This window comes from Paenarthrobacter sp. DKR-5 (assembly GCF_018531425.1).
In the GTDB taxonomy this organism is placed as follows: Bacteria; Actinomycetota; Actinomycetes; order Actinomycetales; family Micrococcaceae; genus DKR-5.
Genome location: NZ_JAHBOI010000003.1, coordinates 460,669 through 483,489, shown reverse-complemented (window position 1 = coordinate 483,489; position 22,821 = coordinate 460,669). Strand labels below are relative to the sequence as shown.

Genomic DNA, 22,821 nt, shown 5'->3' with positions numbered 1-22,821 from the left:
CCGGCGCCCCGGTTCTAGGACTTGCCCAGCTTACGCGCCAGAACCGCAACCGCGGCCAGCGAGGCGCCGAGGACAGACAGCGGCTTCCAGCGGTCCATCACGGTGTTGATGACGTCCTCAGGCAGGATAACGGGCTTGGCCTCCCCCGCCGTGGCGGGCTGGCCGGCGGCGCGCCGGCCGGAGGAAGTGGCCCCTGCGCCGGAAAGGCGGGCGCCCGCGGTGCCCTTCACTGCCACCATGAGCTCCTCGAACTTCTTCTTGACGTCCAGTTCCTCACCGAGGTCTTCGCGCAGGCCCGTGAGGTGCTCGCGGCGTTCGCCGGTGCGGGTCTGCAGCTCGGATTCCGAGGGAGCCGGCGGCTGGGCGGCCTTCTCCGCCTTCGCCCTGGCCTTTTCTTCCTGCTTGGCCTTGTCCTTGTTTTCGTCAGCCGGAGACTTCTTGTCCAGCGTGGACGGGTCGAAGCGGCGGCCTTCCTTCAGCACGCCGATGTCGTACTTCACGCCGCGGATCGCCTGCTCGGGCAGCAGCGGCATGGCCTTCTTGAACCGCGACAGGCCAAGCATGGCGCCGAGCCCCGCGATGATCACGAACAGCAGGCCGAAGATCAGCGCGGAGAGCCACGCCGGCATCACGGTCGCCAGGGCCATGACGGCGGCAATGATCAGGGCCACCGCCAGCGCCGCGACAAACAACAGCGCGACCACGAAAAACGCCGAGGCAATCCCCGCCTGGATCCCCTTGCGCTTGAGTTCGGTCTTTGCGAGCTCCAGCTCGTCAGCAAGCTGCTTCGGCGCGAGCCGGGACACCAGCTTGACGGCGCCGACAAGCGAAGGCTGTCCGGTGGCCTGAGTGGCTCCGGCGCGTCGGGAAGTTGCCATGGGTACCGCCTCCATCAATGGTTCCTGCAGTGCCGCGTGGCCCCTCGCGCCCGACAGAACGCGGAAGGAAGCACGCTTACTGAATAAAATTACCATTGAGGAACTTCCCGCCCGCCTACCCGCCCTACCCGACGCGGCAACTGCTGCCGTTTCTGCGCGTCCGGGGCCGCCTGCGACCCTAGGATGGAATAGCACGCGCGCGGGCCGCGTTAGCGCCCCCGGAGCCGGTTTGCTTCCGCCCCGGCACAGCTTCCCCTCACCGCACCAGCCATAAAGGACCTCTCTTGAGCACCACCACGCATCCGGGCGATGCTCTCAGCCGGAACCAGAAGCTCGTCTACGTCCTCGTGCTCGGCGCCCTGACGGCACTGGGTCCGTTCACCATCGACCTGTACCTGCCCGCCTTCCCCGCCCTGGAGCAGGATCTCGGGGTATCCGCGACCGCTGTGCAGCTCACCCTGACGGGGACCACGCTGGGTTTCGCAACCGGTCAGCTGCTGATGGGCCCCTTCAGCGACAAGGTGGGACGCAGGCTTCCCCTGATCCTGGCGACGGCGCTGCACGTGCTCGCCTCGGTAGGGGCGGCGTCGGCTGACAACATCACCATGCTCGGCTTCTTCCGGGTGCTCCAAGGCGTCGGCGCGGCGGGCGGCGGCGTCGTGGCGATGGCCATGGTGCGCGACCTGTTCAGCGGCTACCCCCTGGTCCGGATGTTCTCGCGGATGGCGCTCGTGAACGGAATGGCCCCCATCCTCGCCCCCGTCATCGGCTCGCAGCTGCTGCTCGTGATGGCGTGGCCGGGGGTGTTCTGGTTCCTTGCCGGCTACGGGGTCCTGGTGCTGCTCGCCGCGCTGTTCCTGATCATCGAGACGCTGCCCGCCGAGAACCGGGGCCGTCACGGGCTGACCGTCGCGCAGCGCTACAAAGCGGTCTTCTCCGACCGGATCTTCGTCGGCATGCTCGTCGTCGGCGGGATGAGCTTCAGCGGGCTCTTCACCTACCTCTCGGCGTCGCCGTTCCTGTTCCAGAACGTGTACAGCTTCAGCGCCCAGCAGTACGGTCTGCTCTTCGGGATCAATTCCCTGGGCATCGTGGCGGGTGTGCAGATCAGTGCCCGCGTGGTGCGGCGCGTCGGACCGCAGTGGGTGATTGCGGCGGCGACGGCGACCATGCTCGCCATGGCGTGCCTGATCATGCTCTTCGACTCGCTCGGCTTCGGCCTGTGGGGCGTACTGGTGCCGCTTTGGCTCTACATCTGTGCCACCGGCTTCACCTTCCCTTGCGTCCAGGCCCTCGCGCTGGCCAACCACGGCGCCCAGGCCGGCACCGCGGCTTCCCTGCTGGGCGCGGTGAACTTCGGGATGGCGGGCCTGGTCTCCCCCGTCGTGGGGCTGCTCGGGGTCGGCTCGGCCGCCCCGATGGGCCTGGTCATGTCCATCTGCATGGCGGTGGCTATTGCCGGGCTGTGGCTGCTGGTCAGGCCGCGGACCGTCCCGGCGCTTCAGTAGCGTTCGGAGGCCGAGCCGCGGATCCCGTAGCGTGGGGTTCATGGCTGTCAAAGATAACCGCAACGGCCGGGGCCTTTTCGTCGGAGCCGTCCTCGGCGCCGTCCTCGGTTTCATCCTGGGCCGCTTCATCGGCAACCCCGTGTTCGGTGCGCTGCTCGGCGCGGTGGTGCTGGGGGCAGCGATGTACCGGGTCAACCCCGGCCGCCGCCGGCGCTGACGGAGGCCGGCCGGGACGGCGTCAGAGAGCTCCCAAGGCTGATCCGGCCAGCGTGAATTCGGCCGGCACGCGCCCCCGACCGGTGGCAAGGCCCGCGGCAAGCTTGCCAACGAGGGGCGCGAACTTCGCGCCGTGGCCCGAGCAGGGCGAGACCAGCACGATCCCCCCGATCCTGTCGATCAGGAAGTCCTCCGTGGGCGTGCTCGTGTAGAGGCAAGTGTCCTCCGCCACCGGGGTGGGCCGCAGCCCGGGCAGATACGTGCGGACGTAGTCGATCAACCGGTCGCGTGCGGCCGGGTCCACGATCCCGTCCCGCCCGCTGGCCGTGGTCGGCCTGCCGCCGTCGTGCTCGGCGACCTTCATTGCGAGCCCGTCGACGTCCCGTCCGCCGGGCAGGCCGTAGACCTGCAGCGGGCCCATGTGCACGAAAACGGGCCAGTCGGCCAGGTCCCGCACCGGAAAATGGAGGACCTGCTGCTGGGTGACCGCCAGCCGCGGAAGGGCCCGCAGCGCCGCGTCCGGCAGCGGCAACTCCGGAAGCATCTCCGGCAGCCACGCTCCCGCGCAGACCACCACGGTCTCCGCGTGCACAAGCGGCCGTCCCGGGGATTTGAGGGTGTAGCCCCTGGCGCTCGGCGTGACGGAGCCGATGGGCCAGCCGGAGAGCAACTGGGCACCGGACGCGCAGGCAAGGTCAAGCATGGCCCGCACGGCGAGATCGGCGTCTATCACTCCCGCGTCCGGCTGGTACAGCACCTCGGTGTCGAAATTGATTTGCGGCCAGAGGCTGCGCGCTTCCTCGGCGCCGTAGAGCCTGCTGTAGATGCCCAGCGATTCGAGCACACGGGCCAGCTTGCGCGGGTTGCGCTGCGCCCCGAAATCAAGGCCCCCCGTCGTAGTGAGCACCTTCGCGCCGCTCTCGGCGGCCAGTTCGTGCCAGAGTGCCTCGGCCCTTCCGGTGAGATGGGCGTAGAACGCTTGCGGGTACACCCGTCGGAAAATCCGCGCGCTGCCGTGCGAACTGCCGTAAGGGTGGCCGACGTCGTACTGCTCGATGGCGGTCACCTCGTGGCCGGCACGCGCCAGTTGCCAGGCGGTGGCTGCTCCGGCCAGTCCCGCACCGATCACCGCATACTTGGTCTGCAGCATTGCTTCCTCCCGGCGGCCGCGGTGTTGATAGGAGCTACTGCACGCTACCCGCAATGCCGTATCGCGCCGGGACCGGCCGGGTTAATTCCGCGTAACGTACTCGCGGGAGCAGGCAGTGCCTGCTCAGATTGCGAAGCCTGCCTCCAGCACGAGGAATTCCTCGGCCGCGTCGATGGCGGCCTGGAAGGCATCCCGGTCAGTGGCACCGGACGCGGAAAAGGGCCGCCATTCGTGGGGGCTCGAGCGGACCTGCACCAGCCCTCCTGACGGCGGTGCGTAGTAGATTGCGAAGCGCTGGACCGGCCAGTCCGCTGATGTCTCCGGCGCCACGAGCAGCGCGGCCCGCTCGCCGACGTTGACCCATTGGGCGATCGGACGCCGGTGATCGCGCACGAAGAGTCCGTCAGCGAACGTGGCGGCGGATCCGGGACCGTGCAGTTCCTCGTGCCGGTCCTTCCAAATCGTCAGCAGCGCCCCGCGGTAGCGCCGCCAGCCCTCCGGGAGCTGGCGCCCGCCGGGCTCGCGGGCCGGTTCCTGCGCCATCGCACACCTCCGGTTGCAGCCGACGGACGACGCCGGCGGCCTTCTTGCCACCAATGATATGCCGGGCGCCGGTCCGGCCAGCCACAGTCTTTCGGCCCCGGACGCCCCTGCCGCCGGCACCGGCTCAGAACATGAACATGTGCTTAACACGCCGGCGACCGGCGTGTTTGTCGGTCCGCAGGAGCATAATCCTCCTTACGTCACGCGAACCAACGATCGGAGAGCCAGATGACCCCCTCAGGCAGTCAGCCCGGAAGCACGCCCGCGGCCCAGGAACCCACCGTCGCACTGCCCGGCTCGGAGCGGTCCGCCTTCCTCGGCATCAGTGCCGCGCACGGTCCGGCGGACCCGTCCCGGCCCATCGAAGTCACGGTGGTGCTGCGTCGGCAGGCGGATCTTCCCGAGGAAGCGCTTGCCGCGCCAATGAGCCGGGAGGAATTCGCGGCGGCGCACGGCGCCTCGCCCGCTGACCTGCAGCTGGCGGTCGAGACGTTCACCCGTCTCGGTGCCGAGGTCCTCGCGGCGGACCAGCCGTCCCGGCGGATCCGGCTGGGCGGCACGGTGGAACTGCTGAGCACGATCTTCGGAACAAGCCTGGACGATGTGACCAGCAGCGGGCCGCATGGGGGCACGGTGACGCACCGGCACCGCACCGGGGGCCTGCGGGTTCCTGCGGTCCTTGACGGAGTCGTCACTGCCGTCCTGGGCCTCGATGACCGGCCGCAGGCGCGCGCCCAGTTCCGGGCCATCCCGCTGGCGTCCGCCGGCACCAGCTACACCCCGCCCGAGCTCGGAAAGATCTACAACTTCCCGCAAGGCACTGACGGCGCCGGGCAGCAGGTGGCGATCATCGAACTGGGCGGCGGGTACGGCCAGCAGGACCTCGACGCCTACTTCAGCGGCCTGGGCCTGAAGACGCCTGCAGTGAAAGCCGTCGGGGTGGACGGGGGCGCCAACCAGCCAGGCCAGGATCCCGGAGGGGCCGATGGCGAGGTGCTGCTCGACGTCGAAGTAGTCGGCGCACTGGCACCGGCCGCGGAACTGATGGTCTACTTCGCGCCCAACACCGATGCCGGTTTCCTGGATGCTATTGCCGCTGCCTCCCACGCGACCCCTGCGCCGGCCGCCATCAGCATCAGCTGGGGCCAGAGCGAGGATGCGTGGACCGCGCAGGCCCGGACCGTCTTCGACCAGGCCTTGGCCGACGCGGCGGCACTCGGTGTCACGGTAACGGCGGCCGCGGGCGACAACGGCAGCACGGACGGCGCGGGCGACGGCAAGGACCACGCCGATTTTCCGGCCTCAAGTCCCCATGTACTTGCCTGCGGCGGAACGCGGCTGGATGCGGACCCGGGCACCGGCTCGGTCAGGGCGGAAACCGTCTGGAACGACGGGCCGCGGTCGGCCACCGGCGGCGGTTACAGCGACGTGTTCCCCGCTCCCGCCTGGCAGTCCGGGCTGGCCGCGCACGGCCGCCACCGGCGGCCTTCCGGGCCGGCGGCCCGGCAGGGCCGGGGCGTGCCGGACGTCAGCGCCGTGGCCGACCCCCAAACCGGTTACAAGGTCCGCGTGGACGGCAAAGACATGGTGATCGGCGGAACGAGTGCAGTCGCGCCGCTCTGGGCCGCCTTGGTGGCACGGCTGGCCCAGGCGTCAGGCCGTCCGCTGGGACTCCTCCAGCCGTTGCTGTACCGTCCGGCAGCAGGCTCGTCCGCTGCCTTCCGCGATATCACCAGCGGCAGCAACGGCACGTACCAGGCCGCGACCGGCTGGGACCCTTGCACCGGCCTGGGCAGCCCCGATGGCGCCGCTTTGCTGGCCGTCGTCAGGGGACAGTAGTCCGTGCGGGCCCGGACGGGGCGGTTACCCGCCCTGTGCGAGCTGAACGGCCAGGACGCGGCCAGACTTAGGGCCGGCCGCGTCCATCGCGCCCGGCCAGTCCGCGGCCGTCGCGAAGAGCAGGTCGCCGGCCGTTCCGCCGACAGCACAGGAAAAGCAGCCCTGGGGAAACTGCACGGCGTCGGCGACCTCGCCGCCTTCCCGCACGAGCACACACCGGCGGTTGGGTACATCCGCGTACCAGATCCCGCCGTCGGGGCTCCAGCAGATCCCGTCCGGCGCGCTGCCCTCCACCGCAGCCCAAACCCGGCGGTTCGCCAGCGCCCCGCCATCCCCGATGTCGAAGCAGGTCAACCGGCCGGCGTGGGATTCGGCCACGACCAGCAAGGCACCGTCCGGGCTGATGACCATGCCATTGGGAAAGGCGAGTCCGCCGGCCACCCGGGTTGCCGTCCCATCCGGGGCGACCCTCGCAATCAGGCCTTCCGCCCGCGGCGGCCCCGCGAAGTCATACCCGATCCCGTCGACGTAGAGCGCGCCTCCAGGGTGCACCGCCAGTTCATTCCAGGGATCCGGTGAGAGGTGCCCAAGGCCCGCTATCCGGGCCAGCCGGCCGCCGAAACCGGCGAGCACCTCGGCAGTGCCGCCGGACACCACCACCATGCGGCCGTCGTCGAACCAGTCGAAGGAGATCGGGAATGACGGCACCGTGGCGACAACGGACGCCGCCCCGCCGGATCCGAGGACCGAGACCGTCCGGGCCATCCAGTCGGCGTACCAGAGGGTGCCGTTGTGCCACCGTGCGGACTCGCCCATGCCGATTCCGGTGACAACGGTCGAGATCCTGCCCATCATCCGCCCTGCCCTACGCGCCGCTTATGCCACTGGCGCCAATCTTCGCAGCGTCCGCTCCAGGTGGCCAGAGATTTTCGCGGCATTCGCCGGTGATTCGTCCCCGGAGCGGGCGGCGGCGGGGGCACAATGATGGGAAAGACATTCCGCGCCAAGGACGGTGCACAGCATGAGCGACACCAGCGACAACGCTTCCTCTCCAGCCGGCCCGGCGACGCGGGGGTCCGGGTACGTGCATGCTCCGAACCGCCGCGAGGCGCTGGGCGCGCTGGCGGCATCACTGGTCCTGGGACTGACGGCCTGCTCGGGCAGCGGAACGCAACCGTCCCGGACGGGCCCAGGGTTTGCCGCCGGTCCGCTGCCTCCGGGAGCAGGCCTGTCCGCCGGGTCGGCTGGCCCCGTGAGCCGCCCCTCAGCTGCTGCGCCCAAGGTCGCCAAGCCGTACGTGCCGGATTTCCAGCTGCCGCCGGTGCGCGACGGACTCGCGCCGGTGCTGACCAGCGTCCCGACCCGGCACCCGGTGGTGTTCCTCACCATCGATGACGGCATCACCAAGAATCCCGCGATGGTCGCTTTGATGAAGTCCCACGGGTACCGGGCCTCGCTGTTCCTGACACGGAACTTTGTCAGAGGAAACCCGGACTTCTTCCGCGAACTCACCTCGCTGGGCAGCGTGGTTGAGAACCACACAGTCAGCCACAACACGGCCATGGTGGCCGAGCTCGACTACGCAGGACAACTGGCCGAGATAGCCGGAATGCAGGACTACGCCCGCCAAGTGTACGGGCGCAGTCCTGCCCTGTTCAGGCCGCCGGGCGGCGCCTACTCAACGACGATGCGCCGGGCGGCAGCCGCTGCGGGCCTGAAAGCCGTTGTGGACTGGAAAGCGAAAGCCAATGCCGGGCGAATGGACTATCAGGTCGGCAATGCGCTGCGGCCAGGGGACATCGTGCTGATGCATTTCCGGCCGGAGTTCGCCGCCGACCTGGCGGCGTTCCGCCAAGCCCATCTCGCCGCAGGGCTTGAGGTCGTGCTGCTCGAGGAGTTCCTCGGCGTGCTGTGACCGCGGAGGCGTTTATCCGGCCTCGAGGTCCAGCTGCCGGGGTCCCGGGTTCTTGCCTGCCAGCAGGGTGACGACTTCCTGAACCGTCAGGTTGGCGGCCGTCGCCACGCGCGAGAGGCTGGTTTTTCCCTTGGCTGCTGCCAGGACCGCATCCAGCAGCTGGCGGTTGGCACGGTCGTATTCGATTTCGGCGCCTTCCTGGTACGCCGAAGCGGTCCAGACATTCAGGAGGGCGAGGTCCTCGGCAGCGGGCTCAAGAGGGCCGTCTGCGTCAGCGGAAAAATTGTGGGAGTAGCGGGCGGTGGCCATGGAGGCCCCCAATCAGTTGTGCGGGGTTGTCCGCCTTCTGCTCGACGGAGCAAAAACCCTCGGCCGGCTTTAGAGCGCCCCGGCGAGCATCTTGTCTTTCGACTCTATCACCCTCATCCCGCGCAGCCGCGCCGGCGGCCCCCTCAGCGTTGCGTCCGGGGACCGGGCGCCTGCTCGTCGACGGCCTCGAATTCGAACTCGTCCTCCTCGACGGCTGCGGCGATGTCCTCCGGGCTCATCGCCAGGCTCACCGCGTAGTAGAACATGACGAGGCTGAAGAGGACCACGACGAGGATGTCGATCCAGTCCGGGAAGATGCTCAGCGAGCCCTTTCCGTAGCGGCCCAGCAGCCCGATGACCAGGATGCCGATCAGCCAGGGCCAGATCCACGACGCCGCCCGCCAGTCGATGTCACGGCGCAGCCGCAAGGTCTTGGACCGGCGCAGCGCGATCTCGAAGATGATGCGGCCGAGCAGGATCGCCGTGAGCAGCTTCCAGATGGACTCGAACCCCGACCAGTAGATGATCAGGTTCGCGGCCACGAAACCGAGCGGCGTCAGGAAGCCGGGCCACGGAATCCGGTACGGGTGCTCCCGGCCGGCATGCTGGCGGATCAGCGCCTCGAGCGAGACAGGAGCGAACGCGTACATGATTGCCGTCGCATCCGTGACCAGCCCGACCAGGGCCTGCCAGCTCGGGAAGGGCAACAACGCGATCATCCCGATGATGAAGGACAGGACGATGGAGCCGAATGGCACCCCGCGCTTGCTCACCGTCGTGAGGGCGGAGGGCAGGGCGTCGTCCTCCCCGAGCGCGTAGGAGATGCGTGCGGAGGTTCCGATGTACACCAACCCGGTCCCGGCAGGGGACGCCACCGCATCGATGAGGAGAATGGTCGCCAGCCACCCGGCGCCCACCGAGACCGCCAGCGCGTAGTACGGGCCGAAGGAACCGGCCCCGAGCGGGTTCTTCCAGTTCTGCGCAATGTTGGCGGGGTTGAGGGCCCCGATGAAGGCAACCTCGAGCAGAATGTAGATCGCCGCCCCGATGAACATCGCGATGATGATCGCCCGGGCCACGTCCTTCTTCGGGTTGCGGGCCTCGCCGGCCATCTGGGCAGCCTGCTCAAAGCCCTGGAGGGCGAAGATGACCCCCAGCGGAAGCGCAGCGAAGATGCCGTGCACGCCGTCGGGCGCAAACCCTCCCCCGGCCTGCGTGAAGTTCTGCGGGTGGAAGCTGAGGATGATGATCACCACGATCGTCAGCACGGGCACAGCGGTCTTCCAGATCACGAGGATGATGTTGCTGTCCGAGAGCCATTTCGCGCCCAGCAGGTTGATGCCGGTGAAGACGGCAAGGGCGGCGGCCGCGATCAGCAGGCCCAGCGGCGTCAACGTTGAATCCGGGTTCACCATCTTGATGCCGGAGGCCCACGGGGCGCTCTCAAGGTAGGTGATGCTGCCTTCGACTTCGATCGGCGCGATGGTCACCGCCTGCAGGTAGCCCGCCCACCCGGCGGTGAAGCCGGCCAGCGCGCCGAAAGCATAGTGCGGGTAGCGTGCCGTGCCGCCGGCGACGGGATAGGCGGCGCCCAGGTCTGCATGGACGAGTGCCAGGACCAGGAGCAGCACGGCGGCAAGCAGCCAGGAGATGATCGACGCCGGGCCGGCCGCCTGGGCGGCGCCAAGGGCCCCCAGCAGCCAGCCGGAGCCGATGATCGAGCCGAGCGAAACGAATGTGAGACCCCAGAAGCCGACCACCCGCTTCAGTGGTTTCCCGCCGTGTGTCCTAGCACTGAGATCAGTTGCCATCCGAACCATTCCCTTGGTGTCCGTGCTGCTGCCCAGGGCCCCCGCGGCACTCCTGAGAATAGTGCCAGCGGCGCCGGCAGGAAAGATGCAGTTGCCACTGAAGGCAGGCAAAACCACCGTAAAAGAAAAGGCGGCTTTCCGGTGTACCGGAAAACCGCCTTTTTGTCCGCTCCCCCGACTGGACTTGAACCAGTAACCCTTCGATTAACAGTCGAATGCTCTGCCAATTGAGCTACGGGGGAATGAAGCTCTACAAGAATAACAAAGGTTTTCGCCGGTGCGAAATCGGGCGGAAAACGCCGGATTTCAGGGGTTTTCAGCCCTCGGAGCGCAGGGCACGGCGCTGCATCTCCAGCTCGAGGAGTTCCCGCTGGATCCGCTGGTACGCCTCCGGATCCCCGGCCGGGTCGGTGCGCTGCAGTTGGCCCATCTTCTCCGCCTTCTGGTGCGTGATCTGCAGCTCGAACAGCCGCGAGAGCATCGCCTGGCAGTACTTGCGCAGCGAGTCGGCGTTGGTGGCGGGAAGGGGCGTCACCGCGAGCCGCGAGACAAAGCCGCGGAGCGGTTCGGGCACCTCCTGCCGGACCCGCTCCACCCACTGCGCCGGCGACGTGTCCGCCGCCCCGGCGGCCTGGATGGCCTCGAAGACCGCCAGGTGCGCAGGCGCGGCGAACCGGGCCCCGGCGAACCGTTCCCACTGTTCCTTGCTGAGCATGCCAGGCTGCTGCAGCACCACTTCGAGCGCCTCGCGCTCCATCCGCGTCACCGGGTCCCTCGGGTCGGGCTCGGAAAACAGCGCCGGCGCCGGCCGTTCCCTGCCGGCCCGCGGGTCGGCATGCTGCTCCCGCTCCGGGCGCCGGCCGTGCGGCTCGGGCTGGGTGTCGGTGCGCTTGCCCGCTGCGGCGACGGCACGCAGCACGTCTTCCACCGGGACGCCCAGCCAACCGGCCAGCTGCCGCCCGTAGGCCGGACGGATGGCGGCGTCACGGATTTGGGCGACGACGGGAGCACTCTCGCGCAGGGCGCCGACCCGGCCCTCGACGGTGCTCAGGTCGTGTTTCTTCAAGGTGGCCCGGATGGCGAATTCGAAGAGCGGCCGCCGGCTCTGGATCAGGCCGCGGACGGCCTCGTCCCCGGAATGCTGGCGCAGGTCGCAGGGATCGGCTCCGGTCGGCTCGACGGCGACAAAGGTCTGCGCGACGAACCGCTGGTCCTCCTCGAACGCCCGCAGGGCCGCCTTCTGGCCCGCTTCGTCGCCGTCGAAGGTGAAGATTACTTCGCCGCCGCTTCCGTCGTCGGAGAGCAGCCGGCGCGCGATCTTGATGTGGTCCGCGCCGAACGCGGTGCCGCAGGTGGCGACGGCTGTGTCCACCCCCGCGAGGTGGCAGGCCATGACGTCCGTGTAGCCCTCGACCACGACGAGCTGGCGCTGGCGCGCGATTTGCCGTTTGGCCAGGTCGATGCCGTAGAGCACGTGGGACTTCTTGTAGAGCACTGTCTCGGGTGTGTTCAGGTATTTGGGGCCCTGGTCCTCGTCCAGCAGCCGCCGCGCGCCGAATCCGATCGTGTCCCCCGCGATGTCGCGGATCGGCCAGATCAGCCGGCCGCGGAAGCGGTCGTAGAGGCCGCGCTGGCCCTCGGAGAACATGCCGGTGAGCTTGAGTTCATCCTCGCGGAAGCCGCGGCCGCGCAGATGCTTGAGCAGCCCGTCCCAGCCCTGCGGCGCGAAGCCCACCCCGAACTTCTCAGCAGCGGCCCGGTCGAAGCCGCGCTCGGCCAGGAACTGGCGGCCCGGCGCGGCGCCCGGGGTGAGGAGCTGGTCGCGGAAGAATTCGGCGGCCACCTTGTGCGCGTCCAGCAGCCGCTGGCGCTTGCCGACCTCCTCGCGCCTGGGGCCCTGGCCGTCCTCGTAGTGCAGTTCGAAGCCGATCCGGGCTGCGAGTTTCTCGACCGTTTCGGCAAAACTGGTGTGGTCAAGCTTCTGGACGAAAGAGATCACGTCACCGCTCTCGCCGCAGCCGAAGCAGTGGTAGGTGCCCACCTGGGGCCGGACGTGGAACGACGGCGACCGCTCGTCGTGGAAGGGGCACAGCCCCTTGAAGGAGCCGATGCCCGCGGACTTGAGCGTGACGTAGCCGTCCACGACTTCCTTGATGTCCGTGCGCTGGCGGACCTCGTCAATGTCCTCGCGTTTGATTAAACCAGCCACCATGCCAGTCTATGGGACGACGCCGACAGCACAGCGCCTGTCCCCAGGGCCAGCGGGTCAGGTCGTGGCGGGCACCTTGCGGACCAGCCGGCTGTGCCAGGCGAGGGCGGAGGCGTCAGTGAGCGAGGCGACCTGGTCGATGACCACGCGCAGCCGGGCATCGTCGTCGGCCGCGTTCTGCCAGTCCGCGGCGAACATGGTCTCCAGATGACGGTCGCCCGTCGCGGCCAGCGCGGTCACGAGTTCGGTGAGCACCTCGCGCTGGCGCTCGTAGATCGGCACCCGCTGGTCCGTCGTCATCACGAACGTCGTGGCCAGGCCCTTCATCACCGCGATCTCCAGAATCGTTTCCTCGGGCACCACCACGTCGGCCGCGTAGCGGGTCAGCGGGTCCGGGCCGAACAGCTCCCGGGTGGTTTCCAGCGCGCTCTGGCAGAACCGGCCGATGAGCTGGCTCGTCATGTCCTTCAGCGCCGCCATCGACCGGCGGGAGCCGTCCGCATGCCGCACCCACACGCTGGTTGCCTCGAGCCGGGACAGCGCCGCGTCCACCGCTGCCGCGTCGCTGTGCGGGAGGTACCACTGCTGGGTGTAGCCGATGGCGCGGGCCCGCTCGTCCTTGTCGGCCAGGGTGCCCAGCTGCAGGTGGCCGGCAACGATGGCGTCCTCGACGTCGTGCACCGAGTAGGAAATGTCGTCGGCGAGGTCCATGATCTGCGCCTCGATGCAGGAATGCCTTTCCGGGGCGCCGCGCCGCAACCAGTCAAAGACCGGGAGGTCGTCCTGGTAGACGCCGAACTTGCTGGTGCGGTGCCCGTGGATCAGCGGGGCATCCTCGGCGGCCCACGGGTACTTGCAGGCAGCATCGAGGCTGGCCCGGGTGAGGTTCAATCCTGCGGAAGAACCGTCCGCCGCGATGATTTTGGGCTCGAGCCGGGTGAGCAGCCGCAGCGTCTGGGCGTTGCCCTCGAACCCGCCAATGCGGTGCGCCAGATCGTTCAGCGCCGATTCACCGTTGTGACCGAACGGCGGGTGCCCCAGGTCGTGCGAGAGGCAGGCCGCGTCGACGACGTCGGGGTCGCAGCCGAGCGTGCGGCCCAGTTCGCGCCCGATCTGGGCGACCTCAAGGCTGTGGGTGAGCCGGGTCCGGACGAAGTCGTCGGTGTCAGGGGCGACCACCTGGGTCTTGGCACCCAGGCGCCGCAGCGCAGAGGAATGCAGCACGCGGGCGCGGTCGCGTTCGAACTGGGTGCGGTAGGGCTTTTTCGGCGCCTCCGCGGCCCAGCGCTCGCTGTCATGCCCGGTGTAGGCGGCCGCTGCCGCCGGCTCAGCCACCCGACACATCCAGCTCGGCGGCCGCGATGTCGGCCTGCTGCGCGGTGTTCAGGGTGCGCTCCTTGAGCCATCCGTCCGGCAGGGCGGTGCGTTTGGGCGAGCCCGCGCGGCCGCGCGGGCCCTCCGCTCCCGCGCCCGGATACGGCGCGGCCGGGTCCAGCTCATCGAGCAGCCCGCGCAGTTCGACGAGCGTTGACACGGTGGCCAGCCGGGCCCGCAGGTCCCCGCCGACGACATAGCCCTTGAAGTACCAAGCCATGTGTTTGCGGATGTCGCGCAGGGCCTTCGGTTCCTCGCCGAAGGTGTCGATCATCAGCTCGGCATGCCGGTAGACCGCATCCGCGACCTCCTTCAACCCGGGCCGGATCCGGCGGTCGCTGCCCTCGAAGGCCGCCATCAGGTCCGCGAAGAGCCAGGGCCGTCCCTGGCAGCCGCGGCCGACGACGACGCCGTCGACGCCCGTCTGCTGGACCATCCGGACGGCGTCCTCCGCGGACCAGATGTCGCCGTTGCCCAGCACCGGGATGTCCGGCAGGGCTTCGCGCAGGTCCGCGATGGCGTTCCAGTCCGCCTGGCCGGAGTAGAACTGCGAGGCGGTGCGGCCGTGCAGCGCGACCGCTGCCACGCCGCTGTCGCGCGCAATCCGGCCGGCCTCACGGTACGTGAGGTGGTCCTCGTCAATGCCCTTGCGCATCTTGATCGTCAGCGGCAGCCCGCCCTTGGAGGCCTCACGGACGGCGGTCTGCACAATCGAGGTGAACAGGTCCAGCTTCCAAGGCAGCGCCGCTCCCCCGCCGCGCCGGGTGACCTTGGGCACCGGGCAGCCGAAGTTCAGGTCGATGTGGTCCGCGCGGTCCTCCTCGACCAGCATCCGCACGGCGGCGCCCACGGTCACCGGCTCGACGCCGTACAGCTGGACCGAGCGAACCTTCTCGTCGTCGTCGTGCTTGATGATCCGCAGCGACTCCGGCGTGCGCTCGACCAGGGCACGGGAGGTGACCATCTCGGACACGTACAAGCCGCCGCCGTACTCGCGGCAGAGGCGGCGGAAGGCATTGTTGGTGATGCCGGCCATCGGGGCCAGCACCACGGGGGTGTCCACCGTGATGTTGCCCAGTTTCAGCGGCGGCAGCCCCGGACTGGTCTGCGGGGGCGCTTCGGATACGACAGAACTCACGGTTCCATTGTCGCAAAGCGGGGCAAATCGGCCTCACGGCGGGTCCGCAGGCTGCCGTGCCTGGTGCAACTGCCGTGCCGGCGCCCATCCGGACCCTCACCGGCTCCGAACCTTGTGTGCCACCATAATCCCAACGCTGATCATCGCAACGCTGCCAGCCCCGGAAAGGCCAACGACGTGTCAAACCGCAAGATCGATGAGGCCGACGAAGCAGGCCCCGCCGAAATCGCCCACGCCCCGGTGCTGACGGTGCGCGCCTCCAGCGTCCAGGCCAAGGCAGTGGTCCTGGTACTGCACGGAGGCCGGGCGAACAGCTACGACCCCGTCCGGGCGCGGCACCTGAGCCCGGCACGGATGGTCCCGTTTGCGCGGTTGCTCTCCCGCTGGGGCTCGGACCTCGGTGTGGAGGTCTGGTCGCTGCGCAACCGGGTCCGCGGGTGGAACGGCGCGGAACAGTCCCCGGTCCAGGACGCGCGCTGGGCGCTGGAGAAGATCCGTGAAACCCACGCGGGCCTGCCGGTCTACCTCGTCGGGCACTCCATGGGAGGCTCGGTCGCCCTGGCGGTGGCCGACGATGACCGGGTCAAAGGCGTCGTCTCGCTGGCACCGTGGCTGAATCCGTCCTCGGACACCACCAGCGTGACGGAGCGCCGGGTGCTCATCATCCATGGCGACAAAGACCGCTGGACCAGCCCGACCGAGTCGCTGCGCTACGCCCGCCGTGCGGAGCCGATCGCCGAAGAGGTGCGCTACGTGCTGCTGGACGGGGTCGGGCACTTCATGCTCAGCAAGATCGGCATCTGGCACCGGCTGACCGTTTCCTACGTGCTGCGCTCGTTCGGCGAGCAGACCGGGACCGAGATCCCGGCCGCCGTGCGCCGGCACTCGGACCGGCTGTTCGAGCAGCCGCCCGTCCTCCCGATGGTGATGTGACCGCCGTGCCCTTCTTCAACTTTGGAGCCTTCGCCGCCAGCCTCCCCTGGACGGCCGCTGCCCTGCTGGTGCTGCTGGCGGCCACTTTTGCGCTCGGTGTCGCGCAGCGGCGGCACTCGGTGATCGACACGGCATGGGGACTCGGTTTTGTGGTCGTCGCCGTCGTGTCGTGGATGCTCAGTTCAGGCCACGGCGACGCCGGCCGGCGCACCCTGATGCTGGTGCTGACCGCCCTGTGGGGCCTGCGGCTGGCGGGGTTCATCGGCTGGCGCGCCCGCGGCGGCGAGGAGGACCCCCGCTACGAGAAAATGCTCTCGGCAGCGCCGGGTTCCCGCAACACGTACGCCATCCGGCGCGTCTACTTGCCGCAGGCGGTGGTGCTGTTCTTCGTCTCGCTCACCATCCAGGTAGCAATGTTCTCCACCGGCGCCGTCGGCTGGCTGGCGTGGCTGGGCGTTGCGGCCTGGGCGGTGGGCCTGTTCTTCGAGGCCGTCGGCGACTGGCAGCTCGCGCGATTCAAGGCTGATCCGGCCCGTAAAGGCACGGTGCTCAACACCGGGCTCTGGCGCTATACCCGGCACCCCAACTACTTCGGCGATGCGGCGGTCTGGGCGGGCTTGTTCCTGGTCGCCGCCGACTCCTGGCCCGGCGTGCTGACGGTCCTCTCGCCCGCCCTGATGATCTGGGCACTGGCCGGGCGCACGGGCAAACCGCTCACCGAGCAGCGCATGAATGAGCGCCCCGGCTACCGGGAGTACATCGAAGCCACCAGCGGCTTCTTCCCGCTCCCGCCGCGCCGGAAGGCCTCCTGAGACATGGCCTGGCGCCCCCCGCAGAACAACACCTTCTACCGCTGCCTCATCCGCACCGGGATGATCCTGCGCGGGCTGTTCCGGATCGCCATCCTGTCCAGCGGCGAGGAACACCTCCCGGCGCCCGACCCCACCGACGGGCGGCAGCGGGTTCCGGTTCCCGGGCGGGGCGCCGTCGTGGCCATCACCCATTTCGGCTACCTCGACTTCGCTGTCACCGAGCTGGTGTTCTGGCGGTGTCTGCGCGCTCACCTGCGGTTCCTCATCACCAAGGCCGCCGCTGACCACTGGCTGACCGGCGCGGCGGTGACGGCGGCAGGCCACGTGGAGGTCGACCGTGCCGACGGCAGCGGGGCCTACCGCCACGCGGTGCAGAAGCTGTGCGCCGGCGAGTTCGTGGCAGTACTGCCCGAGGCAGGGGTCAGCCGGTCCTTCACGGTGCGCGAATGCAAAACCGGCGCGGTCCGGATGGCAGCCGAGGCGCAGGTGCCGCTGATCCCGGTCTCCGTCTGGGGCAGCCACCGGCTGATGAGCCGCGGCCACCCGTTCTCCCTCCGGCGCAGCTGGCGTGCGCCCGTCCGGGTGCACATCGGGCCGCCGCAGCACTACCCGGCCGACGTCGACGCCGCCGCGGCCACCGCGGACCTGCGCGCACTGCTGCAGGAGGGGATCGACGCCGGCATGGCGGACTTCCCGCTCCGGCCCGAGCCCGGCGCGTGGTGGATGCCCGCCGCTCTTGGCGGCGGCGCCGTCACGGTCGAGGAACAGGCACGGCTCGACGCCGAGGACGCACGCCGTTTCGCCTCCCGCCACCACGGCCGTGCTGCCGCCCGGGGAGCCGGCGCGGAATAATCCCGGGCCGCGGGCGTTGGGAAGGGCATGACAAACTTCGCAGCTCCCCGCACCATCGGATTCATCGGCAGCGGCCACATCGGCTCCACGCTTGCGAGACTGGCCGTGGACCACGGCTACGACGTCGTCCTGAGCAACTCGCGCGGCCCCGAGACGCTGAGTGGCCTCGTTGAAGAACTCGGCCCGCGCGCCCGGGCCGCCACCGCCGAGGAAGCAGCCTCGGCCGGCGACGTCGTCGTCGTCACCATTCCGCTGAAGAACTACCGGCAGGTCCCGGTTGCCCCGCTGGACGGCAAGGTCGTGATCGACACGAACAACTACTACCCGCAGCGCGACGGCAACTTCCCGGAGCTCGATGCGGAGGAAACCACCACCAGCGAACTGCTGCAGGCGCACCTGCCGGGGTCCTTCGTGGTGAAGGCCTTCAACCACATCCACTTCAAGGACCTCGCCAGCCAGGGCACGCCCGCCGGCACCCCCGGCCGCAGGGCCCTGGCCATCGCCGGCAACAGCGAAGACGCGCGCCGGGTCGCCGCGGCACTGATCGAGGACTTCGGCTTCGACGTCGTCGACGCCGGTGCGCTAAGCGAGGGCTGGCGCTACCAGCGCGACACCGAAGCGTACGTGGACCGGTACGACGCGGAGGGCCTGCGGCACGCCCTGGCCCAGGCGAAGCGCTACCGCGACGCCTGAGCCCTGGCCTGGCTATTCGCTGACGACCAGGGTTTCGCTGAGCACATCGGCGGTCCCGGCGGCGATGAGCGGGTCGACGACGGCGGCCAGCGCGGTCATCGAATCGTCCAGTTCGAGCTCGACCGGGTACCGGTGCACGAGCAGGGCCAGCAGCTTCTCCACCGCCGCTTCGGTGCCCGGCGCCGTGGTGTCGTAGCCAAGCAGGACGTCGGCCGCTGCGTCCTCGGGCGCGTCCGCCGCCGGCAGGCTGTAGCTGATGGCAAAGGCCTTGATGGCGCCCTGCTCCCGCAGTACCACCGCTCCGTGCGCGCCGGCGCCTTCGCTGAGGAACAGCTGGTTGACCCGGCCCAGGCCGAGGTCGGCCGGCGGATCCCAGGTGTGCACTGCGGTGTAGAAGTCCCACAGGGCACGCGTGAGCTCGACCGAACCGGTCGCCAGATCCTCCACCTGCTGGCCGCTGTCCTCGGCGAGGCCGCCAAGCCGCAGCGCACCGGGCCGGACCCGCACGATCCGGGAACGCTGGATCGGCTTCAGGCCGGCCGAGGCCGCGAAGGCAGCCCCGGCGGAACCGGTGGCCACTTTGGCCCGCAGCGGCTTCCCGGCCTGCGGGCCCGCAGCCGCCTCGCGCCGGAGCATGGCGAGCAGGGTCGAACCGACACCCGCCTGCCGGTGGTCCTTGGCCACCTCGACATACGCCCACAGGCGCTCGGGGTGGACACTGGCCTCCCCGACGACGCCGGCGGCCACCGGGATGCCCTGGTCCTCGGCGACGATGGTGCGCGACCATGGCGTGTCCGACGCCGGGCGGAACAGTTCCCGGCCGGCAGCCGCCGCGGAGGGCGCATCCGACCAGATTTCGTTCAGCGCGCGGTCATCGCCCTCGCGCCACGGGCGGTAGTTCAGCTCGGCCATCGGTGCCTAGGCCCCGATGAGCTTGCCGGCGAGGTAGCCTTCGACCTTGTCCAGGCCAACGCGCTCCTGGCTCATCGTGTCGCGTTCGCGGATGGTCACCGCCTGGTCCTCGAGGGTGTCGAAGTCCACGGTGATGCAGAACGGGGTTCCGACCTCGTCCTGGCGGCGGTAGCGGCGGCCGATGGCGCCGGCGTCGTCGAACTCGATGTTCCAGTTCCGGCGCAGCTGGGCGGCGAGATCGCGTGCCTTGGGCGAGAGGTCCTCGTTGCGGCTCAGCGGCAGCACCGCGGCCTTGATCGGGGCCAGGCGCGGGTCCAGCTTCAGGACAGTGCGCTTGTCCACCCCGCCCTTCGCGTTCGGCGCCTCGTCCTCGGTGTAGGCGTCCACGAGGAACGCCATGAAGGAGCGGGTCAGGCCGGCGGCCGGTTCGATCACGTACGGCGTGTAGCGCTCGTTGGTGGCCTGGTTGAAGTAGCTCAGGTCGGTGCCCGAGTGCTTCGAGTGGGTGCTCAGGTCAAAGTCGGTGCGGTTCGCGACGCCCTCGAGCTCGCCCCACTCCGACCCCTGGAAGCCGAAGCGGTATTCGATGTCGGTGGTGCCCTTGGAATAGTGGCTGAGCTTTTCCTGCGGGTGCACGAACAGGCGCAGGTTTTCCTCGCGGATGCCCAGGTCCTTGTACCACTGCAGGCGCGTGTCGATCCAGTACTGGTGCCACTGCTCGTCCGTGCCGGGCTCGACGAAGAACTCCATCTCCATCTGCTCGAACTCGCGCGTGCGGAAGATGAAGTTGCCGGGCGTGATTTCGTTGCGGAAGCTCTTGCCCATCTGACCGATGCCGAACGGCGGCTTCTTCCGGCTCGTGGTGAGCACGTTGTTGAAGTTCACGAAGATGCCCTGGGCGGTCTCCGGGCGGAGGTAGTGCAGGCCTTCCTCGTTCTCGACCGGGCCGAGGTAGGTCTTGAGCAGCCCGGAGAAGTTCTGCGGCTCGGTCCACTGGCCTTTGGTGCCGCAGTTGGCACAGGCGATGTCGGCCAGGCCGTTCTCGGCGGGACGGCCCTTCTTCTCCTCGTATTCCTCTTCGAGGTGGTCCGCGCGGTACCGCTTGTGGCAGCTCAGGCACTCCACCAGCGGGTCGCTGAAGACCTCGACGTGGCCGGAGGCCTCCCAGACCTGGCGGGGCAGGATGACGGAGGAGTCAAGACCGACGACGTCTTCGCGGCCGCGGACCATCGACTGCCACCACTGGCGCTTGATGTTCTCCTTCAGCTCCGCCCCGAGGGGACCGTAGTCCCAGGCCGAGCGGGAACCGCCGTAGATTTCACCAGCCTGAAAGACAAAGCCGCGGCGCTTGGCCAGGGAGATGATCGGGTCCAGGTTGGATTTTGCTGCTGCCATGTGGGGCTACTCCAGATATCTACGGGGCCGCTGGGTGCGGTCCGCCAGGCTTCTCGTCGGGCTCTAGGGCGCTAGTGCCGCCTACCAGCCTACCGGCAGGCTCAGCGCCGCGCGTCCTCCGCGCTGTCTTCGGTGTTCCCGTCCGCGGTGCGAGCCGCGCTGTTTTCCGTGCGGCCTTCGGACCGGGCAGCGCCGCCCTGCGCCTGCGGTGCCGGGCGGCGGGACCCGGAGCGGCGCAGGGCGCCCCTCGGCCACGGCAGGGTGGCGACCACCATGGCCACCAGGGTGAGCAGGGTACCGAGCACCGTCGGCAGCGAGATCACCGTCCCGGGCACCGGCAGCACGGCGTCGAGCGCAAGGGAGCCCAGCAGCTGGCCGCCGATGATGCCCAAGCCCATCAGCAGCACCCCGATCGCGCGCACGAGGACTGAGCTGACCGCCACGAAGAGGCAGCCGAGCGGACCTCCGAGGTAGTACCACCACTCCCCCGGCAGCGGCGCACCGGCACCGGCGACCGCGAGCTTCACCAGCCACGCGGCGAGCAGGACAATCGCGCCGCCAAGGAAGTTCAGGAAAGTCGAGGTCAGCGGCGTGCGGGCTGCCGCCGCCATGCTGCCGAGCATGGCCTGCTGCGGAGCCTGCAGCAGGCCGCCGATGAACGGCATGAGCAGCGGCCCTGCCAGTACTGCGATTCCGGCGACCGCGCCCAGCCGCGGCGACACGGCCCAGGCGACGGCGGCGAGCGTCATCCCCGCTCCGAGGGCGCGGGCAAAGGTGATCCGGCGCCGGCCGATGGGTCCGAAGCCGATCCGGTCGACAGCCAGCCCGCCGAGCATGGAGCCCGCCACGACAGCGACCGTGAAGAGTGCCACGCCCAGGAGTCCGATCGTGACGGCCTGGGCGAGCACATAGAAGGCGCCGATCACCCCGGAGAGCAGGTACCACGCCGGCAGCTCACGGGTGCGCAGTTCGCCGCGCAGGGTCTTCAGGCCCTGACGGCCCTTCGGCAGCACCACGCTGAGCACCGCCACCAGCAGCAGCCCGGTGGTGAAACTGACCAGGGCAGCAGCGAAGCTGTCACCGAGTTTGGCGCCCAGGGCGCCGTTGACGCGGCCTTGGAGGGGCATCAGGACGCCCGCGGCCACCGCAATGGGCAGGCCGAGCAGGGCTGGGATTCTCGCCGGAGCAGACACGGCTCCAATCTACGACGCCGCCGCCGGGGTCGGTTAACGCTTCCCGCGGGGCGGACCGCCCGGCAGGAGGCAGAATGGGTGCATGACCCCTGAGCCCGAGTCCGTTCCGATCCGCGACGAATCCATCCGCCTTGGCCAGCTTCTGAAGCTCGCCAACCTCGCCGAAGACGGAATCCAGGCGAAGGAGTTCATCGAAAACGGCCTTGTCCAGGTCAACGGCGAAATCGAAACCCGCCGCGGCCGCCAGGTGCGCCCCGGCGACAGCGTCACCGTCAACGGGCAGGCCGTCGTCGTCGAACGCCAAAGCTGACCCGCGGACCCGTCGCCTCCGCGCCCGGTGAGGCGTCCCTCCCGCGCGAGCGGCCAGTTGCGGCGGCCTGATCGCGCCGGAGCCCGCCGAAATTGGCCGTTCGGCGCTACTTGTTCAGGACGTGGTGCGTGAGGAACTCGTTGACGTGGCCGAGTTCCTGCGCGTTGATGCCGTGCCACATCCCCGTGTAGAGGACCTTGGTCAGCTTCACATGGGAACGGCACCAGGCCAGCGAGTACTCGACCTTGTCCGGTGTGATCACCGGATCCTGCTGGTCCCTTCCCCAGAAGAGCTGCAGTGTGCCGTCGAGCTGGTCGTCCTTGAAGTAGTCGTCCCCGGCAGCGTCCACCACGAAGCCGGAGAGCCCGACGACGGCGGCGAAGTCGCCGGGGCGGTGCCGGGCGAGGGTCGTCGCCAACGCCATGCCCATGGAGAACCCGAGAAGCGTCACGCTGCGGAAGGTGCCGCGGACCCCGTCGAGCCAGCCAAGGACGTAATCGGCGGCCGCCTTCACAGCATCAACGCTGTATTCGATCGACGCCGTCAGCGGGAACCAGGAGTATCCGGCCCCTGCCGGCAGCGGGGCGCGGATCGCCGCCACCGTGAATTCGGGCGGCAGCATCGACGCGAGGCCGAACAGGTCCTCCTCGTTCGCGCCGTAACCGTGGAAGAGCACCAGCAGATCGGTGCCCTCACGCTCGGATTCGGGCCGGGACCAGAGAACAGTGGGCTCAGTGTCAGGAATCTTCGCAGCCATGAGCCCATTCTCGCATACCAAAACTTGAAGATTAAAGTAATTGCCGCCATGAACCTACGGTGGCGTAGCCAGCC

The 22,821-nt window shown here is 69.2% G+C and carries 22 protein-coding genes and 1 tRNA gene; 9 read left to right on the top strand and 14 right to left on the bottom strand.

The window, feature by feature from the left end; translation table 11 throughout:
• Positions 1–14 precede the first annotated feature (14 nt).
• On the bottom strand, positions 15–878 hold the full coding sequence (locus KIH31_RS08425; RefSeq protein ID WP_214426628.1) for a phage holin family protein: 864 nt from the start codon (positions 876–878) through the stop codon (positions 15–17).
• 284 nt (positions 879–1,162) lie between these two features.
• On the opposite strand from KIH31_RS08425, the gene KIH31_RS08420 reads away from it, so the two are divergent.
• Positions 1,163–2,386 carry a multidrug effflux MFS transporter gene (locus KIH31_RS08420; RefSeq protein ID WP_214426627.1) on the top strand — a complete coding sequence of 408 codons (1,224 nt, stop codon included), beginning with the start codon at positions 1,163–1,165 and terminating at the stop codon, positions 2,384–2,386.
• A 40-nt stretch (positions 2,387–2,426) separates the two neighbouring features.
• Positions 2,427–2,603, top strand: a complete 177-nt coding sequence (locus KIH31_RS08415) for a glycine zipper domain-containing protein (RefSeq protein ID WP_214426626.1) — start codon at positions 2,427–2,429, stop codon at positions 2,601–2,603.
• Between the two features lie 21 nt (positions 2,604–2,624).
• On the opposite strand, the gene KIH31_RS08410 is transcribed toward KIH31_RS08415, so the two are convergent.
• Complete coding sequence (locus tag KIH31_RS08410; protein WP_214426625.1) at positions 2,625–3,752, bottom strand: FAD-dependent oxidoreductase; 1,128 nt, start codon at positions 3,750–3,752, stop codon at positions 2,625–2,627.
• A 123-nt stretch (positions 3,753–3,875) separates the two neighbouring features.
• Positions 3,876–4,295 carry a hypothetical protein gene (locus KIH31_RS08405; protein ID WP_250545665.1) on the bottom strand — a complete coding sequence of 140 codons (420 nt, stop codon included), beginning with the start codon at positions 4,293–4,295 and terminating at the stop codon, positions 3,876–3,878.
• A gap of 228 nt (positions 4,296–4,523) precedes the next feature.
• On the opposite strand from KIH31_RS08405, the gene KIH31_RS08400 reads away from it, so the two are divergent.
• Positions 4,524–6,134 (top strand): protease pro-enzyme activation domain-containing protein, encoded by a 1,611-nt coding sequence (locus KIH31_RS08400; RefSeq protein WP_214426624.1) that lies wholly within the window; start codon positions 4,524–4,526, stop codon positions 6,132–6,134.
• A gap of 24 nt (positions 6,135–6,158) precedes the next feature.
• Here KIH31_RS08400 and KIH31_RS08395 read toward each other — a convergent pair whose 3' ends face one another.
• Positions 6,159–6,989, bottom strand: coding sequence for an SMP-30/gluconolactonase/LRE family protein (locus KIH31_RS08395; protein ID WP_214426623.1), 831 nt, complete (start codon positions 6,987–6,989; stop codon positions 6,159–6,161).
• A gap of 166 nt (positions 6,990–7,155) precedes the next feature.
• Between KIH31_RS08395 and KIH31_RS08390 the strand changes: the two genes are divergently transcribed.
• A complete protein-coding gene (locus tag KIH31_RS08390) occupies positions 7,156–8,049 on the top strand; it encodes a polysaccharide deacetylase family protein (RefSeq protein WP_250545664.1) in 894 nt (297 codons plus the stop codon).
• Positions 8,050–8,061: 12 nt separating this feature from the next.
• Here the strand turns inward: KIH31_RS08390 and KIH31_RS08385 are convergent, their stop codons facing one another.
• From KIH31_RS08385 to dusB, 6 genes are all read right to left on the bottom strand, one after another.
• Positions 8,062–8,358: a hypothetical protein gene (locus tag KIH31_RS08385; RefSeq protein ID WP_214426622.1), complete on the bottom strand. Its 297-nt coding sequence runs from the start codon at positions 8,356–8,358 to the stop codon at positions 8,062–8,064.
• A 143-nt stretch (positions 8,359–8,501) separates the two neighbouring features.
• Positions 8,502–10,169: an APC family permease gene (locus KIH31_RS08380; protein ID WP_214426621.1), complete on the bottom strand. Its 1,668-nt coding sequence runs from the start codon at positions 10,167–10,169 to the stop codon at positions 8,502–8,504.
• A gap of 169 nt (positions 10,170–10,338) precedes the next feature.
• Positions 10,339–10,411 (bottom strand) — tRNA-Asn (locus KIH31_RS08375).
• Between the two features lie 74 nt (positions 10,412–10,485).
• Complete coding sequence (gene dnaG / locus KIH31_RS08370) at positions 10,486–12,378, bottom strand: DNA primase (RefSeq protein WP_214426821.1); 1,893 nt, start codon at positions 12,376–12,378, stop codon at positions 10,486–10,488.
• Between the two features lie 57 nt (positions 12,379–12,435).
• On the bottom strand, positions 12,436–13,722 hold the full coding sequence (locus tag KIH31_RS08365; protein ID WP_214426620.1) for a deoxyguanosinetriphosphate triphosphohydrolase: 1,287 nt from the start codon (positions 13,720–13,722) through the stop codon (positions 12,436–12,438).
• Complete coding sequence (gene dusB / locus KIH31_RS08360) at positions 13,706–14,890, bottom strand: tRNA dihydrouridine synthase DusB (protein ID WP_214426619.1); 1,185 nt, start codon at positions 14,888–14,890, stop codon at positions 13,706–13,708. Before dusB ends, KIH31_RS08365 begins: the two co-directional genes overlap by 17 nt.
• Before the next feature lie 177 nt (positions 14,891–15,067).
• Between dusB and KIH31_RS08355 the strand changes: the two genes are divergently transcribed.
• Genes KIH31_RS08355 through KIH31_RS08340 form a run of 4 tightly spaced genes read left to right on the top strand, consistent with a single transcriptional unit; the run spans position 15,068 to position 18,180 of the window.
• Complete coding sequence (locus KIH31_RS08355; protein ID WP_214426618.1) at positions 15,068–15,823, top strand: alpha/beta hydrolase; 756 nt, start codon at positions 15,068–15,070, stop codon at positions 15,821–15,823.
• A 5-nt stretch (positions 15,824–15,828) separates the two neighbouring features.
• Positions 15,829–16,635: a DUF1295 domain-containing protein gene (locus KIH31_RS08350; RefSeq protein ID WP_214426820.1), complete on the top strand. Its 807-nt coding sequence runs from the start codon at positions 15,829–15,831 to the stop codon at positions 16,633–16,635.
• A gap of 3 nt (positions 16,636–16,638) precedes the next feature.
• Complete coding sequence (locus KIH31_RS08345; protein WP_214426617.1) at positions 16,639–17,487, top strand: lysophospholipid acyltransferase family protein; 849 nt, start codon at positions 16,639–16,641, stop codon at positions 17,485–17,487.
• Positions 17,488–17,514: 27 nt separating this feature from the next.
• On the top strand, positions 17,515–18,180 hold the full coding sequence (locus KIH31_RS08340) for an NADPH-dependent F420 reductase (protein ID WP_214426616.1): 666 nt from the start codon (positions 17,515–17,517) through the stop codon (positions 18,178–18,180).
• A 12-nt stretch (positions 18,181–18,192) separates the two neighbouring features.
• On the opposite strand, the gene KIH31_RS08335 is transcribed toward KIH31_RS08340, so the two are convergent.
• From KIH31_RS08335 to KIH31_RS08325, 3 genes are all read right to left on the bottom strand, one after another.
• Complete coding sequence (locus KIH31_RS08335; protein ID WP_214426615.1) at positions 18,193–19,092, bottom strand: GNAT family N-acetyltransferase; 900 nt, start codon at positions 19,090–19,092, stop codon at positions 18,193–18,195.
• Positions 19,093–19,098: 6 nt separating this feature from the next.
• Positions 19,099–20,487 carry a glycine--tRNA ligase gene (locus KIH31_RS08330; protein WP_214426614.1) on the bottom strand — a complete coding sequence of 463 codons (1,389 nt, stop codon included), beginning with the start codon at positions 20,485–20,487 and terminating at the stop codon, positions 19,099–19,101.
• Between the two features lie 101 nt (positions 20,488–20,588).
• Positions 20,589–21,680 carry a DMT family transporter gene (locus KIH31_RS08325; protein ID WP_214426613.1) on the bottom strand — a complete coding sequence of 364 codons (1,092 nt, stop codon included), beginning with the start codon at positions 21,678–21,680 and terminating at the stop codon, positions 20,589–20,591.
• 82 nt (positions 21,681–21,762) lie between these two features.
• Between KIH31_RS08325 and KIH31_RS08320 the strand changes: the two genes are divergently transcribed.
• Entirely contained in the window at positions 21,763–21,990 is a 228-nt protein-coding gene (locus KIH31_RS08320) for an RNA-binding S4 domain-containing protein (RefSeq protein ID WP_214426612.1), read from the top strand.
• A gap of 106 nt (positions 21,991–22,096) precedes the next feature.
• Here the strand turns inward: KIH31_RS08320 and KIH31_RS08315 are convergent, their stop codons facing one another.
• Positions 22,097–22,747 (bottom strand): alpha/beta hydrolase, encoded by a 651-nt coding sequence (locus tag KIH31_RS08315; protein WP_214426611.1) that lies wholly within the window; start codon positions 22,745–22,747, stop codon positions 22,097–22,099.
• Between the last annotated feature and the right edge of the window lie 74 nt (positions 22,748–22,821).

Excerpts from the sequence above, each read along its gene's own strand:
- KIH31_RS08365 (WP_214426620.1), bottom strand. The coding sequence starts at position 13,722 with ATGTGTCGGGTGGCTGAGCCGGCGGCAGCGGCCGCCTACACCGGGCAT.
- KIH31_RS08330 (WP_214426614.1), bottom strand. The coding sequence starts at position 20,487 with ATGGCAGCAGCAAAATCCAACCTGGACCCGATCATCTCCCTGGCCAAG.
- KIH31_RS08410 (WP_214426625.1), bottom strand. The coding sequence starts at position 3,752 with ATGCTGCAGACCAAGTATGCGGTGATCGGTGCGGGACTGGCCGGAGCA.
- KIH31_RS08340 (WP_214426616.1), top strand. The coding sequence starts at position 17,515 with ATGACAAACTTCGCAGCTCCCCGCACCATCGGATTCATCGGCAGCGGC.
- KIH31_RS08405 (WP_250545665.1), bottom strand. The coding sequence starts at position 4,295 with ATGGCGCAGGAACCGGCCCGCGAGCCCGGCGGGCGCCAGCTCCCGGAG.
- KIH31_RS08390 (WP_250545664.1), top strand. The coding sequence starts at position 7,156 with ATGAGCGACACCAGCGACAACGCTTCCTCTCCAGCCGGCCCGGCGACG.
- KIH31_RS08400 (WP_214426624.1), top strand. The coding sequence starts at position 4,524 with ATGACCCCCTCAGGCAGTCAGCCCGGAAGCACGCCCGCGGCCCAGGAA.
- KIH31_RS08380 (WP_214426621.1), bottom strand. The coding sequence starts at position 10,169 with ATGGCAACTGATCTCAGTGCTAGGACACACGGCGGGAAACCACTGAAG.
- KIH31_RS08385 (WP_214426622.1), bottom strand. The coding sequence starts at position 8,358 with ATGGCCACCGCCCGCTACTCCCACAATTTTTCCGCTGACGCAGACGGC.
- KIH31_RS08345 (WP_214426617.1), top strand. The coding sequence starts at position 16,639 with ATGGCCTGGCGCCCCCCGCAGAACAACACCTTCTACCGCTGCCTCATC.
- KIH31_RS08415 (WP_214426626.1), top strand. The coding sequence starts at position 2,427 with ATGGCTGTCAAAGATAACCGCAACGGCCGGGGCCTTTTCGTCGGAGCC.
- KIH31_RS08315 (WP_214426611.1), bottom strand. The coding sequence starts at position 22,747 with ATGGCTGCGAAGATTCCTGACACTGAGCCCACTGTTCTCTGGTCCCGG.
- KIH31_RS08335 (WP_214426615.1), bottom strand. The coding sequence starts at position 19,092 with ATGGCCGAGCTGAACTACCGCCCGTGGCGCGAGGGCGATGACCGCGCG.
- KIH31_RS08425 (WP_214426628.1), bottom strand. The coding sequence starts at position 878 with ATGGCAACTTCCCGACGCGCCGGAGCCACTCAGGCCACCGGACAGCCT.
- KIH31_RS08320 (WP_214426612.1), top strand. The coding sequence starts at position 21,763 with ATGACCCCTGAGCCCGAGTCCGTTCCGATCCGCGACGAATCCATCCGC.
- KIH31_RS08395 (WP_214426623.1), bottom strand. The coding sequence starts at position 6,989 with ATGATGGGCAGGATCTCGACCGTTGTCACCGGAATCGGCATGGGCGAG.